At 69.8% G+C, this 15,221-nt stretch carries 14 protein-coding genes; 5 read left to right on the top strand and 9 right to left on the bottom strand.

Annotated elements, in window-relative coordinates; translation table 11 throughout:
- Positions 1 to 4: 4 nt before the first annotated feature.
- The 4 genes from OV427_RS38750 to OV427_RS38735 form a co-directional block, all read right to left on the bottom strand.
- A complete protein-coding gene (locus tag OV427_RS38750; protein ID WP_267861262.1) occupies positions 5 to 1,657 on the bottom strand; it encodes an efflux RND transporter periplasmic adaptor subunit in 1,653 nt (550 codons plus the stop codon).
- Complete coding sequence (locus tag OV427_RS38745) at positions 1,654 to 2,883, bottom strand: TolC family protein (protein ID WP_267861261.1); 1,230 nt, start codon at positions 2,881 to 2,883, stop codon at positions 1,654 to 1,656. The genes OV427_RS38750 and OV427_RS38745 overlap by 4 nt, the downstream gene beginning before the upstream one ends.
- Before the next feature lie 69 nt (positions 2,884 to 2,952).
- The gene (locus OV427_RS38740) at positions 2,953 to 3,939 is read right to left on the bottom strand and encodes a M56 family metallopeptidase (protein ID WP_267861260.1); all 987 of its coding nucleotides are present in this window, start codon (positions 3,937 to 3,939) and stop codon (positions 2,953 to 2,955) included.
- Complete coding sequence (locus OV427_RS38735; protein ID WP_267861259.1) at positions 3,936 to 4,328, bottom strand: BlaI/MecI/CopY family transcriptional regulator; 393 nt, start codon at positions 4,326 to 4,328, stop codon at positions 3,936 to 3,938. Before OV427_RS38735 ends, OV427_RS38740 begins: the two co-directional genes overlap by 4 nt.
- Before the next feature lie 113 nt (positions 4,329 to 4,441).
- Here OV427_RS38735 and OV427_RS38730 point away from each other — a divergent pair, with 113 nt between their 5' ends.
- Positions 4,442 to 5,479, top strand: a complete 1,038-nt coding sequence (locus OV427_RS38730) for a DMT family transporter (protein WP_267861258.1) — start codon at positions 4,442 to 4,444, stop codon at positions 5,477 to 5,479.
- A 104-nt stretch (positions 5,480 to 5,583) separates the two neighbouring features.
- On the opposite strand, the gene OV427_RS38725 is transcribed toward OV427_RS38730, so the two are convergent.
- On the bottom strand, positions 5,584 to 6,180 hold the full coding sequence (locus OV427_RS38725) for a superoxide dismutase (RefSeq protein WP_267861257.1): 597 nt from the start codon (positions 6,178 to 6,180) through the stop codon (positions 5,584 to 5,586).
- A 330-nt stretch (positions 6,181 to 6,510) separates the two neighbouring features.
- On the opposite strand from OV427_RS38725, the gene OV427_RS38720 reads away from it, so the two are divergent.
- Positions 6,511 to 6,639 carry a hypothetical protein gene (locus OV427_RS38720; protein WP_267861256.1) on the top strand — a complete coding sequence of 43 codons (129 nt, stop codon included), beginning with the start codon at positions 6,511 to 6,513 and terminating at the stop codon, positions 6,637 to 6,639.
- Positions 6,640 to 6,712: 73 nt separating this feature from the next.
- Here the strand turns inward: OV427_RS38720 and OV427_RS38715 are convergent, their stop codons facing one another.
- The gene (locus OV427_RS38715) at positions 6,713 to 7,678 is read right to left on the bottom strand and encodes a hypothetical protein (protein ID WP_267861255.1); all 966 of its coding nucleotides are present in this window, start codon (positions 7,676 to 7,678) and stop codon (positions 6,713 to 6,715) included.
- An 80-nt stretch (positions 7,679 to 7,758) separates the two neighbouring features.
- The gene (locus OV427_RS38710; protein WP_267861254.1) at positions 7,759 to 8,763 is read right to left on the bottom strand and encodes a fasciclin domain-containing protein; all 1,005 of its coding nucleotides are present in this window, start codon (positions 8,761 to 8,763) and stop codon (positions 7,759 to 7,761) included.
- Between the two features lie 210 nt (positions 8,764 to 8,973).
- Between OV427_RS38710 and OV427_RS38705 the strand changes: the two genes are divergently transcribed.
- Positions 8,974 to 9,234, top strand: coding sequence for a hypothetical protein (locus OV427_RS38705; RefSeq protein ID WP_267861253.1), 261 nt, complete (start codon positions 8,974 to 8,976; stop codon positions 9,232 to 9,234).
- Between the two features lie 23 nt (positions 9,235 to 9,257).
- On the opposite strand, the gene OV427_RS38700 is transcribed toward OV427_RS38705, so the two are convergent.
- Both OV427_RS38700 and OV427_RS38695 read right to left on the bottom strand, forming a co-directional pair.
- Positions 9,258 to 10,940, bottom strand: coding sequence for an amidase (locus OV427_RS38700; RefSeq protein WP_267861252.1), 1,683 nt, complete (start codon positions 10,938 to 10,940; stop codon positions 9,258 to 9,260).
- A gap of 50 nt (positions 10,941 to 10,990) precedes the next feature.
- The gene (locus tag OV427_RS38695; RefSeq protein ID WP_267861251.1) at positions 10,991 to 12,067 is read right to left on the bottom strand and encodes a fatty acid desaturase; all 1,077 of its coding nucleotides are present in this window, start codon (positions 12,065 to 12,067) and stop codon (positions 10,991 to 10,993) included.
- 260 nt (positions 12,068 to 12,327) lie between these two features.
- Here OV427_RS38695 and OV427_RS38690 point away from each other — a divergent pair, with 260 nt between their 5' ends.
- A complete protein-coding gene (locus tag OV427_RS38690; RefSeq protein WP_267861250.1) occupies positions 12,328 to 14,307 on the top strand; it encodes a RecQ family ATP-dependent DNA helicase in 1,980 nt (659 codons plus the stop codon).
- An 80-nt stretch (positions 14,308 to 14,387) separates the two neighbouring features.
- Complete coding sequence (locus tag OV427_RS38685) at positions 14,388 to 15,116, top strand: laminin G domain-containing protein (protein ID WP_267861249.1); 729 nt, start codon at positions 14,388 to 14,390, stop codon at positions 15,114 to 15,116.
- Positions 15,117 to 15,221: the final 105 nt, after the last annotated feature.

Below are 15,221 nucleotides of genomic sequence, written 5' to 3'. Positions count from 1 at the left end.
AGGGCTAGTGCTGGTGGCCATGCTCGGGGATGGCCCCGGTGGCGGTGGACAGCTTCAATTCGTAGGCGCCACGCGAGACGACGCGCTCGCCCTCCTTCACCCCGTCCAGCACCTGCACCCAGCCGCCAGAGCGCACGCCGGGGCGGATGGCGCGCTTGAAGAAGGACTCGCCGCCCTCCATGACGAAGACGGTGGGCCGGCCGTTGTCGTCCACCACCGCCGACTCGGGGACGGCCACCGCGCGCAGCGTCTCGCCCGTGTAGAGCGTCACCTTGGCGAACATGCCCGGCTTGAGGGCGCCGTCGGGGTTGGGCAGCTCGAAGAGCACGGGCACGGTGCGCGTGGTGGGGTCCACCACGGAGCCCACCGCGACACGGCGACCCGTCTTCTCGTCCACGGTGAACTCCTGCGGGAAGCCCGCCACCGTGAACGACGCCCCCGGAGAGCGCTCCACCCTGGGCGCGTCCGCCTCGTACACCTTCGCCTCCAGCCACAGCCGCGACGGGTTGATGACGGACACGAGCCGCTTGCCCGCCTCCACCACAGCCCCCGGCATCACGTCCGCGAAGGACACCACGCCCTCCAGCGGAGAGCGCAGCTCGAAGGCCGCGCCACCCGGGCCGCCCGCTCCGCTCTGCGTGCCGCGGTAGAGGGCGAGCTGGCGCTCCGCCGCCGACGCCCGGGCCGCCGCCACTTCCCGCGCCACGCGGGCCGCGTCGAGCTGCTTCTCGGGGATGGCCTTGGCCGCGAGCAGCTCCTCCGCCCGCGTCACCTCGCGCTCGGCCAGACCCAGCTCGGCACGGGCTCGCGCCGCTTCCATCTCCACGGTGGACAGATCCGTCGTGCCCACCACCGTGGTGGGCGCCAGCCTGACGAGCACGTCGCCCTTCTTCACTGCCTGCCCCAGGTGCGGCACCGGACCGCCCACCTGGACTCGACCCGCCACGGGCGCGGACAGCTCCGCGGCCTGGCCCGCCACCGGCTTCAGCTCGCCGTTGGCACGTACACCTCCCTGGAGGACACGCGCCTCGGCGGGCTCCGTGGCGTACTGCGTCTTCCACTGCTGCTCCTTGAGGAATGGCACCGTGGGCTCGCCGGCCTCTTCGGGAGGAGCGGCGGCCACGGCTGCGGCAACGGAGGGGAACACCGTCACCTTGCCTGCCTCTACCGTGCCGGCCACCTGCTCACCCTCCAACCGTAGGGTGAGCGTGGCCTCGCCGGGCTTCGTGGGCCGCACCTCCGGCTTGAAGATGCCGTCGCGCAGCAGCTTCTCCGCCACGAAGCGCTCCTCGGAGCCATCCGCGTAGCGCAAGGTGGCCGTCACCTTCCCCTTCGTCACCACCTTGAAGCCGTCCGGGTTGCGCGCGTCCGTGAAGTGGGCCACGAGCGGCGACGGCTGCCCCACCACCAGCGCCGGGTACTCCATGAACAGCTCCAGGCCGTCCTGGTACGCGGTGACGGAGAGGTCCGGGCGCTCCGGCTCCGCCGCACCCGCCGGAACCTGAGCGCCGCCTTTGTTGTGACCGTGGGGCGCCCCTGCGCCGTGGCCTTCATCATGGCCATGGGCGGCCTCGCCCTCATGGCTGTGACCGTGCTCCTTGCAGGACGCGGCGAGGACGCACGCGAGGGCCAGGGCGAGAAGATGCGGGCGGCTCATGGCTGGGCACTCCGGAGTTCGGCGCCGTCCCAGGCGCCCGAGAGAAGGAAGAGGTCTGCTTCGGTCTGGGCGACATCGAGGGCCAGGCCCACGGCCGTCAGCCGCGCCTCGCGGGCGGTCCGCTCGGCGTCCACCAGGACCAGGAGGTCCGCTCCTCCGCCCCGGTAGGCCGCCTGGGCGATGCGGCGCAGCTCCTCCGCACGCTTCAGCACGCCTTCACACTGCCTCGCGCGCCGCTCACGCCGACCGGCGACCTCATCCAGCACCATGCGGAGACGGGTGCGGGCGGCGTGCAGGAGCGCGGCACGGCGGGCCTCGGCGAGCTGACGCCGGGCGTCCGCCTGGGCCTCCTGGCCCTGCCTCCGCTCGAAGAGTGGCAGCGGAATGGAGAGTCCCACCACGTACCCCGCCCCGGCTCCCGCCTGTCCCACGTTGATGAGCTGGGCGCCGGCATTCACAGTGGGGTCCGGAATCCAGCCCCGCGCCGCCGCCCGGCGCGCCGTCTCGCCAGCCTGCGCCTCCAGTTCCAATGCCCTGGCATCGGCGCGGCGAGCCTCGAGCTCGGCCAGGAGGTTGCTCGCGGCAGGGAGGGCGCGTTCCGGAGCCAGGGAGCCCTGGAACGTTGGCAGCGCCTTCGCACCGGACCCCAGCAGACGCAGCGCCTCCGCGCGAGCCTGCCGCTCGTCGAGGACGGCGCCACTCAGCGCATCCTCCACCGCCGCCGTCTCGGTTTCGATGCGCAGCCGGTCGTAGCCCGCGGCCTCGCCGGCCCGCTCCCGCGCGGCGATGGCCTCCGCCAGGCGACTCAGGGAGGAGAGCGACTCCTCCAGGATGGCCCGCCGCTCCTGCGCGGCCAGCACGACGACGAAGGTGCTGACTGCCTCGTGCCGCAGCTCTCCCCGAGACCTCGCGAGGTGTGCCTCCGCGGCCTGGGCCCCACGGGCGGCGGCCTCGGACTCCAGGCCCAGGCGCCCGGAGAGCACCAGCGGAATGGAGACATTGAAGATGTCCTGGCTCGCCCCGTCTCCCGCGCCAGAAGTGGCCTTCTCCCGCTGCCACTCCAGCGTGGGATTGGGCCATAGCCCCACACCCACCGCCGAAGCCCGGCCCACCGCCGCTTCCGCCTCGGCGACGCGCGCGTCCAGGCTCGCGGACAGCACCTGTTCCACGTACTGCGCTTCGGTCAGCGGGGATTGTGCCGCGGCACCACCGGCCAGCAGGAGCAACAACATACTACTGGCGATAGTAGGTAAGGACAGAGAGCAGCGAAGCGCGCGCGTGGGCATGGCCGTCGTTCAGGAGAAGAGGTGGAGGGCGGTCTCCACCGCGTGGTGGAGGAAGGCCGCGTGGAGCAGCGCGAAGGAGAGCACGCCGGCCCCGGCCCCCGCCGCGAGCAGGAGTGCTCGGGACGGCGCCGCTGGCCGCGCCTCCCCATCCAGGAGGTGCCGCACGCGCTGCTCCAGTGCCAGCTTGCCGAAGGCGGGGACACCGGCCACGGTGGACGCACGCCGCTGGAGGGCCGCCATCTTCACCAGGGCCTCGGCCACCACGGTTCCATCGCCGACCGCGAGCACCGCTTCCGCGTCGCACGCCTCCTCGGCAGCCGTCTGGTAGACGGAGAGGAAGACCCGCGCCAGGGGTGGTGGAGCGAAGAGGCCCGCGAAGGAGAGCAGCAGCGCTGCCAGTGGGTCTCTGCGCCGCAGGTGAGCCTCTTCATGGGCCAGCGCTCCGCGCAGCTCCGACGGGGCCATGGCTCCGTCCAGGCTGGCGGACATGAGGATGCGTCGGCGGAGCACCCCGGCGGCGTGGCACAGCCTCGGTGCTCCCGGCACGGCCACCACGGGGAACGCGCCCGGACGCGAGGAGCCCAGCGCCTCCAGCGCGGCGAGCAGGGCCCGCGTCCGCATCACCCTCGACATCAGCGCTCCCGCCCGGAAGATGAACGTGGCGAGTGCCGCCGCGCCCACCACCGCGAGCACGGGCCTCAAGCCCGACGAGTGCAGGATGCAGAGGTGGAGATGGTGCCCATGGCTGCCACAGTGGTCATGGCTCCAGCCGAGCATCGCGGACAGGGACGGGGCGGCGGCGGCAGCCACCACCGCCAGCGCCACCACGGCGGGCAGCGTGCCCAGGACGAAGGCACCATCCGCCCGCAGCGCCGGGCGCAGTCGCAGCGAGGGCCACGACAGCATGGAGACGCCCCCCACCAGCAGCGAGGCCAGCACCCCGACAGCCGCGGCCACCGCCGCGCACTCCAGGAGGAATGCCAGGGCCGAAATCATCGACGCCCCCGCCGCCGCGCGGCGATGAGCTGCGCCAGCCTGTCGAGCAGCGACTCATCCACGTCGGCCGCCGCATCCACGAACGCGGCCAGCGCCGTCTCACCATGGGACTGGAGGATGTCGGCCGCGAGCCCGTCCGCCAGCGCCTTCTCGAACTCGGGCTGGGAAAGGGCCGGGGTGTAGCGCCAGGCCAGGCCGTCCTTCTCGCGCTCCAGCAGACCCTTGCGGTGCAGCCGGTCCATCGTCGTCATGATGGTGGTGTAGGCCCGCTCCTCGCGGCCCGTCATCCGGTCGCACACCTCCCGGGCCGTGACGGGCGAGTGCGTCCAGACGACGTTCATCACGGCGGCTTCCAGCGTGCCGAGCGGCTCCCAGGTGCGCTTCTTCACGAAGGCAGATCTAGCCCTGGCCAGCTACTATCGTCAATAGTAACTGCCTCGAATCCGAGCTCTGGACGAGCTGAGGAGGAAGCGTGCCGGTATCTCCTCGTGTAAAGGGCGCGATGCTCGGGCTGTCCGCCGCGGCCCTCTTCGGGGTCAGCGCGCCGGTGGCCAAGCTGCTGCTGCCGTCCAGCACGCCGCTGGTGCTGGCCTCGCTCCTCTACCTGGGTGGCGGGCTGGGGCTCACCTGCATGACAGCGCTGCGGCGGCTGCGCCCATCCGTCATCCCCGGAAGCGAGGCGCGCCTCGGGCGCAAGGACGTGCCACTGCTGCTCGGGGTCATCCTTTGTGGCGGGGTGCTGGGGCCGGTGCTGATGCTGGTGGGCCTGCAGCGGCTCTCGGGCGTCGCAGCCTCGCTGCTGCTCAACCTGGAGGGCCCCTTCACCATCCTCCTGGCGCTGCTCGTGTTCGGAGAGCACCTGGGCCGTGCGGGTGCGCTCGCCGCTGGCTTCGTCATGGCGGGTGCCACGGTGCTGGGCTTCCAGGAGGGCGAACTGCATGGCGATGTGCTGGGCGTGCTGGCCCTGGCCGGTGGGTGCCTGGCCTGGGCGGTGGACAACAACCTCACGCAACGGCTGTCCCTCAAGGACCCGCTCGCGCTCGTGCGCACCAAGGCGCTTGGCTCGGGCATGTGCACGCTCGTCCTCGCCTGGCTCACCGGGCAGCCCTTCCCTTCCGGGACGGTGCTGGGCGCCGCCCTGGTACTCGGCTTCGCCAGCTACGGGCTGTCCATCGTCCTGGACGCCTATGCCCTGCGCCTGCTGGGCGCGGCACGTGAGGCGGCGTACTTCGCCACGGCCCCCTTCGTGGGCGCCCTGGTGGCGGTGCCCCTGCTCGGCGAGCGGCTGCGGCCCCTGGACCTGCTGGCCGGCGCGTTGATGGCCGCGGGCGTCGTCCTGTTGCTGCGCGAGCGGCATGGCCACGTGCACACGCACAGGGTGCTGGAGCACGAGCACCTGCATGTCCATGACGCGCACCACCAGCACGCGCATCATCCCGGCGTGGATACCACCGAGCCGCACAGCCATCCCCACCGGCACGAGCCCGTCACGCATGACCACCCGCACGTCTCGGACCTGCACCACCGCCACAAGCACTGACCGGACCCACGGCCCCGGCCGCCAGTAAGTGCCACGACGAGCCCGCAAGCAGTTCCCCTCCCCTCGCGCGTCCATCCTGGCCGAGTGTTGGGGCAGGCACCCGCTCACCCGCGAAGTGCCGCCGCGGCTTTCTGGGCCCGCTCCAAGCGGGCATTCACCACGTCCCAGCTCACGTTCTGGAAGAAGGCGTCGATGTAGCGGGCGGCCGCCGCGCCGTAGTCCATCTGGTAGGCGTGCTCGTACATGTCCATGACGAGCAGCGGGTATCCGTTGGCCGAGGCCTGACTGTGGTTGCCACTCCAGTACGTCTGAGGCTGGCCGGAGTGGAAGTTGTACGTCAGGAGGACCCAGCCGCTCCCACCGCCCAGGCTGGCCCCCGTGGCTCGGAACTGCTCCTCCCACCGGCCGAAGTCCCCGTGCGCAGTCGCGAGCAGCTTCTGGATGGCGCCGCTCGCCTTGCCGTCCCCGCCGAGGTTCCCGAAATACGCCTCGTGGAGGATCATCGAGTTCGTGAAGGTCAGCTCCCGCTCCTTCAGTCCACCGACGAGGAAGCCCGGCGTGTCCTTCGTCACGCGCGCCAGCTCCTCCTCCACCTTGTTGAGGTTCTTCACCGCCCCGCCGTAGTTGTTCTCGTGGTGGCTGCGGAGGAGCTTCTCCGAGAGCCCCTTGAGCTTCGCCGGGTTGAAGGGCAGCGGCGCCACCGCGTGTTTGCCGGGGCCCGGAGTGGCGGGCGCGGGTGGACCTGCGGGCCCCCCTGGCGCACGTGGGGGCTCCGCCGCGGCACGCCCTTCAGGAGTGAGGAGGAGGGTGGTCCCAGCCGCCACCATTCCAGTCATGAGGTCGCGTCGATTCATCGCAGCTCCCTGCTCCTGACAGATGCGGACTCGAATGCGTCGAAGCGTAGAGCGAAACGTCTGGCACGCAGGGCGACTTTCCGCAGGCCGCGAGCAGGGAGTGTTGACGCCGCTACGCCCCGCCCTCTTCAGCGCACCCTCAAGGAGCAACGGCTCTGGGTACGCACCTTCTCCACCGTGGAGGAACTCCAGCTGGCCCTGCTGGAGTGGGCTCACCGGTACAACGAGCACTGGCTGTTGGAGCGCCACCACGTCCTCTCGCCGAGTCAGGCCCGGCGAGAGCTGATGCAGAAGCAAGCGGCCTGATCATGACCAACCTGGTGTCTCGACAATCCGGTGCGGTACAGGGCTCTGCAGTAGGAAGATTCCCGCGACGCGCCTACTGGCGCTTCGGCATCTGCCGCCAATCCTTCGTCGAGCCGGCATTGGGATTCGCGCCGGGATCATTGGTACCGACGTAGGTGCCGTTCTCGTTCACCCAGTAGTACTGGTAGGTGTTGGGCAATTCCACCGGCGTGCGCGAGTCGTACGGATTGTTGTAGGTCTGCACATTGCCCAACGCTTCGCGAAAGTGCTGGTTGTTGCGCTCGTTCGACACATTGCGCTGGTCGGTCACCGCCTGCTGCGTCTTCTGCGACCAGTCGCGGTATTCCTTCGCGGCCTGCGCATAGGCGGTAGAGTTCCGCAGGTTCTGCTGCATCACGCCACGCGCACCAAAGGCAGCACCATTGCGCGCAGCGACCTGCGCCGAGACCAGCGGCAGCCAGGTGGAATAGCCGGGCCACTGGCGGGCTTCTGAAAGTGCGGCGGTGACCGCCATCACGGCGGTGTCATACGCCGGCGCAACGTGCAGCGTGGCCATGCCCTGGCAGGGCACGCCGTTGACGCTGTACTTCACCTGATACTCCAGAGCCTGCGCAAAACCAGCAATCGGCTTCGCGGGTCGCGGCGCGCTCAGCTGCAGGCCCTGCGGCTGGATGGCCATCAGCTTCTCGTACACGTACTGCGCTGGCGGATAGTTGATTGGCACGCCGGCGTTGCCGACCATCACGGTAAGCGCCTTGTTATCGGGTGCGACCAGCGTGAGTGCGAACTGCCCGTCTTCGCCCACACGCCAGCCCTGGGGCAGCGCATAGGTGAAGAACTGGCCGTTGGCGAGCTGCAGATTCTGGCCGCCACCGGATGATGCCGCGCGCACTGGCTTCACCTCCGTGAACCCCTTCGGCACTGCCTGTGCGGCGAGTGCGCCGGAGAACGCGACGCAGGCACTGAGCGCGAGTGACCAGCGCAGAGCAGCCCGGGGATGCGAAAGCGGCGTTGTTGTCATGCGCCAAGCATAGGTCAACTTCGGCCACTTTCCTTCGTGACCCACTGCGGAACGCCCGGCGCGAACCGCGGGCCAGGCGCAGGTCTACTTCTCAAGCGTCAGTCGTAGATGACCTTGTCGATGGGAATGATGACGCCGTTGGGCGCGCTGAGCGGCGAACCGGTGGTGTTGGACCGGTGGATGCGGAGGTACTCGTCCTTCACCAGGATCTTCAGCGACTCTCCGGCGACGGGCTGAACGGACTTCAGCTCCGCGAGCTGCTCGTAGGTGTAAGAGCCGGAGACGATGTGCCGGAGCCAGAAAGCCTGGATTTCTTCCTTCGAGAAGCCTTCGCCAGCGAGTTGCTTCTTCACCCTCTTGGCCATCTGGCCGTACGCCGCGTCGGTGGGGGCCAACACCACGTAGGGACCGGCTCCCGTGAGCCACGCCATCGCGCCGCTGTCTTCGAGGGCTTTCAGGAAGCCAGAAAACTGGCCCGCCTCTTCCAACACATCCTTCAGCGTGGTCCCGCCCTTGGACGGCGTCGGGGCCACCAGCGGCGCTGCCGTTGCGACCTCGACGGCGCGTTGAGGCGACTCTTCAGTGGGGGCCTGTTGGGACGCGGTCCCACCGTTGGCTCTCCGGGCTTCCTCGGCGGCCAACCACTCCGGCTCGGCGAACTTGCGGAAGAGGTCATCGTTGATGAGGAGCGGCGTGAGCTGCTCGCAGTCAAGGTGATTCCGGTCGTTCCACATCTCGATGCGCACCTTGCTGCTGTAGCTGCCGTTGACGTCTCGGATCTGGTTGACCCGATTGAGCTCCCAGCTGCAGTTGTTTCCGATGCCGAAGTACCCGTGCATCAGGTGGACCTGGACCAGGGGAGCGTTCTCGGACACGCGCTGGACAAAGCAGCAGGTCCCGTCTTCGTAGTACTCCGCTTTGCCCTCCGGCAGCCAATGTGGCACCGCGGTCCAGTACGAGGTGTACCCTGTGTCGTTGTCGCGATGATGCACAGGCGGGCGATGGCCCGAGTATTCGAGCTTCGGCGGGATGGGGGTGGAGGAGTGGAAGGCCTTGCACGCCTGAAGGAACAGCAGCGGGATCAGAAAAAGGGCTCGGCGCATGGCCACCATCCTCCGCCGCTCGTTTCCGAGGGACAAGCAGTTCTCACACGCTGTAGCCGGAGCGCGACTCCGGCGGCGACCGCCACAGCCAACACCCGTTCTTCATGGTGGCCCGGTAAGCCATCCCACGTCGTCATCGGCAGGCCGCGGTCGCTGGGCGCCTCTCCGTGTGGCAACTCGCGTGGGTGCGTTCCAGCACAGGAAGCACCCATGCGGCGTACCCTCGCAGCGTTGCTGTTCACCCTCGGGCTCTCTGCGTGCGGCGGAGAGGAGGAGGCCGCGCCGACGCCCGACGACGGCACGCACAGCGCCATGTTCGCTTGCACCGACTACCTTCCGCTGTGCGAGCAGGTGGAGGGCCGACTCTGCGGGCCAGAAGGCTTCGGAAGGCCCTGCTGCTCACCCGAGGGGGACCAGCAGACGTGCATCTGCCAGCCCTCGGGTTACTGGTCGTGCCCGGGCCCGATGTAGGAGCAGCCCGGGAATGAGGCGTGTCAGGGCGCCTGGCGCAATGCCGTGACGTGGATGGCGGGCGTGCGCACCTCCGTGGCGCGCTCCACCACGCGGCCCAGGCGCAGCAGCAGGTGCTCCTCGTACGGCCGCCCGGTGAGCTGCACGCCCACGGGCAGGCCCGCGCCGTCGAAGCCGGCCGGCACGGACAGCGCCGGGAAGCCCGTCAGGTTGGCCAGGCGCACGAAGCGCATCAGCGCATCCACCACCGGCAGGTTCGACTCCCCGTCCGGCAGCGTCGTCTCGGGAATCACCGGGGCCGTCGTCGCCGTCGTCGGCGTGACGAGCACGTCCACGCCCGCCATGAGCGCCAGCAACTCACGCGTCAGCTTGTGCCGGTGGCGCAGCGCATGCACCAGGTCGGTGGCGCGGAAGTGCCGGCCGATGGCGAGGTTGGTGCGCGAGTCGAGGCCGAAGTCCGCCGAGCGCGACTTCACATGGGCCAGCATCGCCTCCGCCATCTCGCTCAGGATGATGCAGCTGTGCGTCCACAGAATCGTGTTCAGGTCGGGCGCGGGAATCTCCACCACCCGGGCGCCCGCGTCGGTGAGCGCCCGCACCGCCTCCTTGCAACGCGCCACCACGTCCGCGTCGGCGTCCTCGAAGTAGGGCCAGCAGATGCCCAGCCGCACGCCGGACAGGTCCACGCTCTCGTAGCCCGACAGGTGGTGCGGCGGCTGCGTCTGCGCGACGACGTCATGCCCGTCCGGCCCGGCGATGAGCGCGTACATCGCGGCGACGTCGTCCACGGTGAGCCCCATGGGCCCCACGTGGCCCACGTTCCAGCACAGCGGCGGCACGCCCGTCTCGGGGATGCGGCCCCACGTCGCCTTGAGGCCGACGATGCCGCACAGGGCCGCGGGGATGCGCACGGAGCCACCGCCGTCCGCGCCGATGCTCAGCGGGCACAGGCCCGCGGCCACGACGGCGCCCGAGCCGCTGGAGCTGCCCCCGGTGATGTGGCCCCGGTTCCACGGGTTGCGCGCGGCGCCATGGTGCGGGTTCAACCCGATGGGGTTGATGCCAATCTCATTCATGTTGGCCTTGCCGAGGATGAGGGCGCCGGCCGCCTTGAGGCGCGCGGCCACCGTCGAGTCCGCGGCGGCCACCTGGTTGCGGAACTTCGTCCCCAGCGTGGTGGGGAAGCCGGCCAGGTCCACCTCGTCCTTGAGCACCACGGGGACGCCGTCGAGCACGCTCAACGGACGCCCCGCGCGCAGCCGCTCCGCCGACGCCTCCGCGGCCCGCAGCACCTCGTCCGGCTTGCGCGCGACGAAGAGGCCCAGGCGGTCCTTCCCGTCATCGAGCTTCTGGATGGCCTCGTGGATGCGCCGCACCACGGCGACGGGGTCCGCGCCGCCCTCGCGGTAGGCGCGCGCGTAGGCGGAGACTGTCTCGCGCTCCTTCGGCACCGGGGACGCGGCGACGGCGCGCGCAGCCTGGTCCTGGGACGTCTGGACCTGGGCGGCAGGCTCGCCGTGCGGAAGCGGAAGCTGGACGGGCGGTGCATCTCCCGGAGGCAGCTCGCGCCAGCGCTCGATGCCGCTGTCGCGCACCAGCTTCTCCAGCACCACGGAGCCAACCCCGCTCTCCAGCGTGTTGACGAAGGCCTTGAGCGCCATGCCGGAAACACGGGGCGCCTTCACCGGGCTGCGTTGGTAGGTCATGGACGCGCAGCCTACCCCGGCCCGGAGTCACGCGGACCGGGGGGCTTGCGTCAGGACAGGCCGGAGTCGGGGACCTGCTCTGGCGCCGGGCCGTCGGGCGCCTTCGATCTCGCCAGCCAGGGCAGATAGTGCCGGTCCAGGAAGTCCTGCTTGTAGTCGCGGTACGAGGTGATGGCGCCCATCCACGCCCAGGCGCGGATGAAGTGCCACGCCGGGTCGAACTGATACGGCAGGAAGCCGGCGCGCGCGCCGCTGGGATACAGGTGGTGGTTGTTGTGCCACTCACCCGTGATGAGCCCCGGCCAGGCCTGGTTGATGGACTGGTCGCGCGTGTTGAAGTCCACGCCCTCGCGCCGGCGATCCTTGCCGCCGCCATGCCCGTCGTAGTTGAACGTGCGCACGCCGATGGCCCACACCCCGGCCCAGCCGAAGAGGGCCAGCGCCAGCGCGTGCCCGCCGATGAGGAAGAACGCGCCATACCAGAACGCCCAGTTGAGGGCGAAGTGCAGCGCCGTGTACCCCGGATGGCACAGCGAGCCCCAGCGCTGGTACTGCTCGTAACTGTTGAGGTGCACGCCCGTGTGCTTCATCAGCTTGCAGGCCTGCGCGTAGTCCTTGCGGTCCAGGTCCTTGTTGATGGCCTGGTGATTCACATCCGCCAGGAAGCAGTAGAGCCAGCCCGCGCGCGCGTTGTACGGGTCCCCGGGCTGCTCCGAGAAGCTGTGGTGGACGTGGTGCGAGACGACGTACGCCTCATCCACGATGATCTTGATGACCAGGTTGCGGCACAGCTCTCGGAAGAACGCGTTCTTGAACTGGTAGGCGCCGTGGGTGGAGTAGCGGTGGTACCAGACGGTGCCGTGCGTCCCGAGCACCACCATGCTGTAGACGAAGCCCGCGGCCATCAGCCACCAGCTGAAGTGGTGGGTGAGGAAGAGGACGAGCGGAATGCCGAAGCTGAGACTCGTCACCCAGGCAAAGAGCCCCACCCAGTTCTTCCGGGTGCGGACGACGTTGAGCCGGGAGAAGAACTCGGCGGTGATTTCCCGGTGGGTCGGCACGTAGAGCTTGCCGTTTCGCTCATAGCCGTAGCTGGGAGGGTCGAGGATGCGATCCAGAAAAGCCATTCAGCTCCTTTTGCTTGCGGCCAGTCCCGCGACAGGAGTGTGGTGACGGGGCGCCTTTCTGCGTCGCCGCCACACCCGACAGAGGTCAGTCACGTTGGGGGAGCCCGGACTCTCTCACACTCCGGGCGAAACCGCTTGGACCGAACGATTGACCCGTCCCAAGCAGGGCGTCCTGCCACGAAACACCGGCAACCGTGACATCTGTCACCGGGTAGGCGACGCAGGGTGTTACAGGGCGCAACGGAATGAAGGACGGACTCATGCGACGGGGAGCTGGGAGTGGGCAGGTGGATGGAGCGCTCGTGGCCACGCTCGAGGACACCTTGCGGGAGCGCTTCGGGCTGACGGAATTCCGGCCCGGCCAGCGCGAGGTGCTCACTGCGCTGCTGGGGCCGGGGGCGGCGGCGCTTGCCGTCTTCCCTACAGGGGGCGGCAAGTCGCTCTGCTACCAGCTTCCGGCGCTGCTGCTGGAGGGCGTCACGGTGGTGGTGTCCCCGCTCATCGCGCTGATGAAGGACCAGATTGACGCACTCGGACGCAGGGGCATCCGCGCCGCGCGGCTGGACTCGTCCCTATCGCTGGAGGAGTCGCGCGAGGTGACGGAGGCCCTGCGCGGTGGCGCGCTGAAGCTGCTCTACGTGGCGCCCGAGCGCTTCAACAACGAGCGCTTCACGGCGCTGCTGCGCGAGCTGCGCATCTCCCTCTTCGCGGTGGACGAGGCGCACTGCGTCTCCGAGTGGGGACACAACTTCCGCCCGGACTACCTCAAGCTGGCACAGGCGGCGCGAGCCCTCGGCGCCGAGCGCATCCTCGCGCTCACCGCCACGGCGACGCCCGCGGTGGTGCGAGACATCTGCCAGGGCTTCGCAATCCCCGAGGAGAACGCCGTCGTCACCGGCTTCTACCGGGAGAACCTCACGCTGGAGACCACGCCGGTGCGCGCCGACGCGCGGGACGCGCTGCTCGTGGAGCGGCTGAAGTCGCGTCCGCCGGGGCCCACCATCGTCTACGTCACGCTGCAGAAGACGGCGGAGCGCGTGGCGGAAGCCCTCACCGCCGAGGGACTCCCCGCGAGCGCCTACCACGCCGGCCTGGAGTCCGAGGACCGCGAGCGGGTGCAGGAGGCGTGGATGGCCTCGGGGCGCGGCATCGTCGTGGCCACCATCGCCTTCGGGATGGGCATCGACAAGGCGGACGTGCGCGCCGTGTACCACTACAACCTGCCCAAGGGCCTGGAGAGCTACAGCCAGGAGGTGGGCCGCGCGGGCCGCGACGGCGCGCCGTCGGTGGTGGAGTTGTTCGCCTGCCCCGAGGACGTGCCCACCCTGGAGAACTTCTCCCACGGAGACCTGCCCACTCCGGAGGCGCTGCGAGGACTGGTGACGGAGGTGCTCGCGGGAGGACCCGAGCTCCACGTCGACCTGTATGCGCTGTCCAACCGGCACGACTTGCGGCCACTCGTGCTGCGCACCGCGCTGACGTACCTGGAGCTGGAGGGCGTGCTGCGCCAGGGGACGCCCTTCTACGCGGGCTACAAGGTGCAGCCGCTCGTGCCGCTGGAGGAGCTCGTGGGGCGCTTCCAGGGAGAGCGGGCGAAGTTCGTGCAGGACGTGTTCGCGAAGGCGAAGAAGGGGCGCACCTGGTACTCGCTCGACCCGACCGAGGTCGCCGAGGCGCTCGGCCAACCCCGGGAGCGGGTGGTGAAGGCGCTCGACTACTTGCAGGAACAGGGGCTGGCACAGACGCAGGTCTCCGAGCCCCGCCAGCGCTACACGCGGCTGCGCCCTCGCGAGGACGGCCCGGCGCTGGTGGCGCTGCTGCTCCAGCGCTTCCAGCAGCGCGAGGCGCAGGAGGTGGCGCGCGTGCAACAGGTGCTTCGGCTCGTCACGCACGACGGCTGCCAGAGCAACGCCCTGGTCGCCCACTTCGGCCAGCAGCGCGAGCGTCCGTGCGGGCACTGCACCTGGTGCCGCACCGGTGTGGCTCGAGTGCTGCCCGCGCCGCGCGCCCGGCCTCCCCTTCCCGCGGGCCTGGACGTGGCCGCCCTCCGCGCGCTGGCCTCGCGTCACCCGGAGGCGCTCGGACATCCGCGACAGGCGGCGCGCTTCCTCTGCGGGCTGAGCAGCCCGGCGCTCTCGCGCGCGAAGCTGGGCAATCACAAACTCTTCGGCGCCCTGGAAGACCGGCCCTTCGCCGAGGTGCTCGGCTTCTGCGAGTCGCTGTCCTCACCCTCCGTGTGAGTCGGGGGGCCGCGTCGAGAGCAGCCCTCCCCTTCTGGTACCTTCACGTCTCCCCGAAGTACCTGAAGGAGCCGGAAGACATGAAAAGACATCCTGGACAGGTGATGACGCGTGCGGCGCTGGCGATGCTCGTGCTGGGCCCCGTGGCCGCGGGCGCGGTGAGCCAGAAGCTGCGCTACCGCTTCGAGGCGGTATCCAATCCCGTGACGACGGTGGTGGACGACAGCAACAAGGGCCACACGGGGACGGTCCAGACGGCCAATGGCGGCGCGGTGGTGCCGGTGACGGGCTACGACGGACAGGGCGTGCAGTTCCCCGCGGTGTGCACGGGCACCGGCTGTCCGCACGCCAACCTCAGCGCGGCGGACGCCGCGGACCTGAACCCCGGCACGGCCCTGTTCACCTTCGGCGTGAGGGTCCGCCTGACGCTCGCGGACCTGACCACGGACCACGGCTCCAACCTCGTGCAGAAGGGGCTGTCCACGACGGCCCAGTGGAAGCTGCAGCTCGACGACGCCGTCGCCGGCAAGCCGAGCTGCGTGGTGCGCACCACGGGCGGCGCCCAGGCCATCATCGTCAAGTCGTCGGTGGGCGTGGCGGATGGCACCTGGCACAAGGTGTCCTGCCAGCGCACCAGCACCACGCTGACCATCCTCGTCGACAACATCGCCCGGGGCAGCGCGCTCATCGACTCCACCTACGACATCAGCCCGGTGGGCCAGCCGGTCGGCATCGGAGCCAAGAGCACGGGCAACAACAACGACCAGTTCCACGGCGCCATCGACGACGTGTACTTCAACATCGACTGAGCGAGCGCCACCGCGGGCCCTCAATCAGGCGCAAGAAGCGGGCTGCCCTGGAATGGGCACTCCCCTATCCGTAGCAGGGCGATGGGCGCTGGTGCCCGTCGCAGC

Origin of the sequence: Pyxidicoccus sp. MSG2, from assembly GCF_026626705.1 — a bacterium.
Classification (GTDB): domain Bacteria; phylum Myxococcota; class Myxococcia; order Myxococcales; family Myxococcaceae; genus Myxococcus.
The sequence above is the reverse complement of the archived record's forward strand: the minus strand, read 5'-3'. Positions and strand labels throughout refer to the sequence as shown.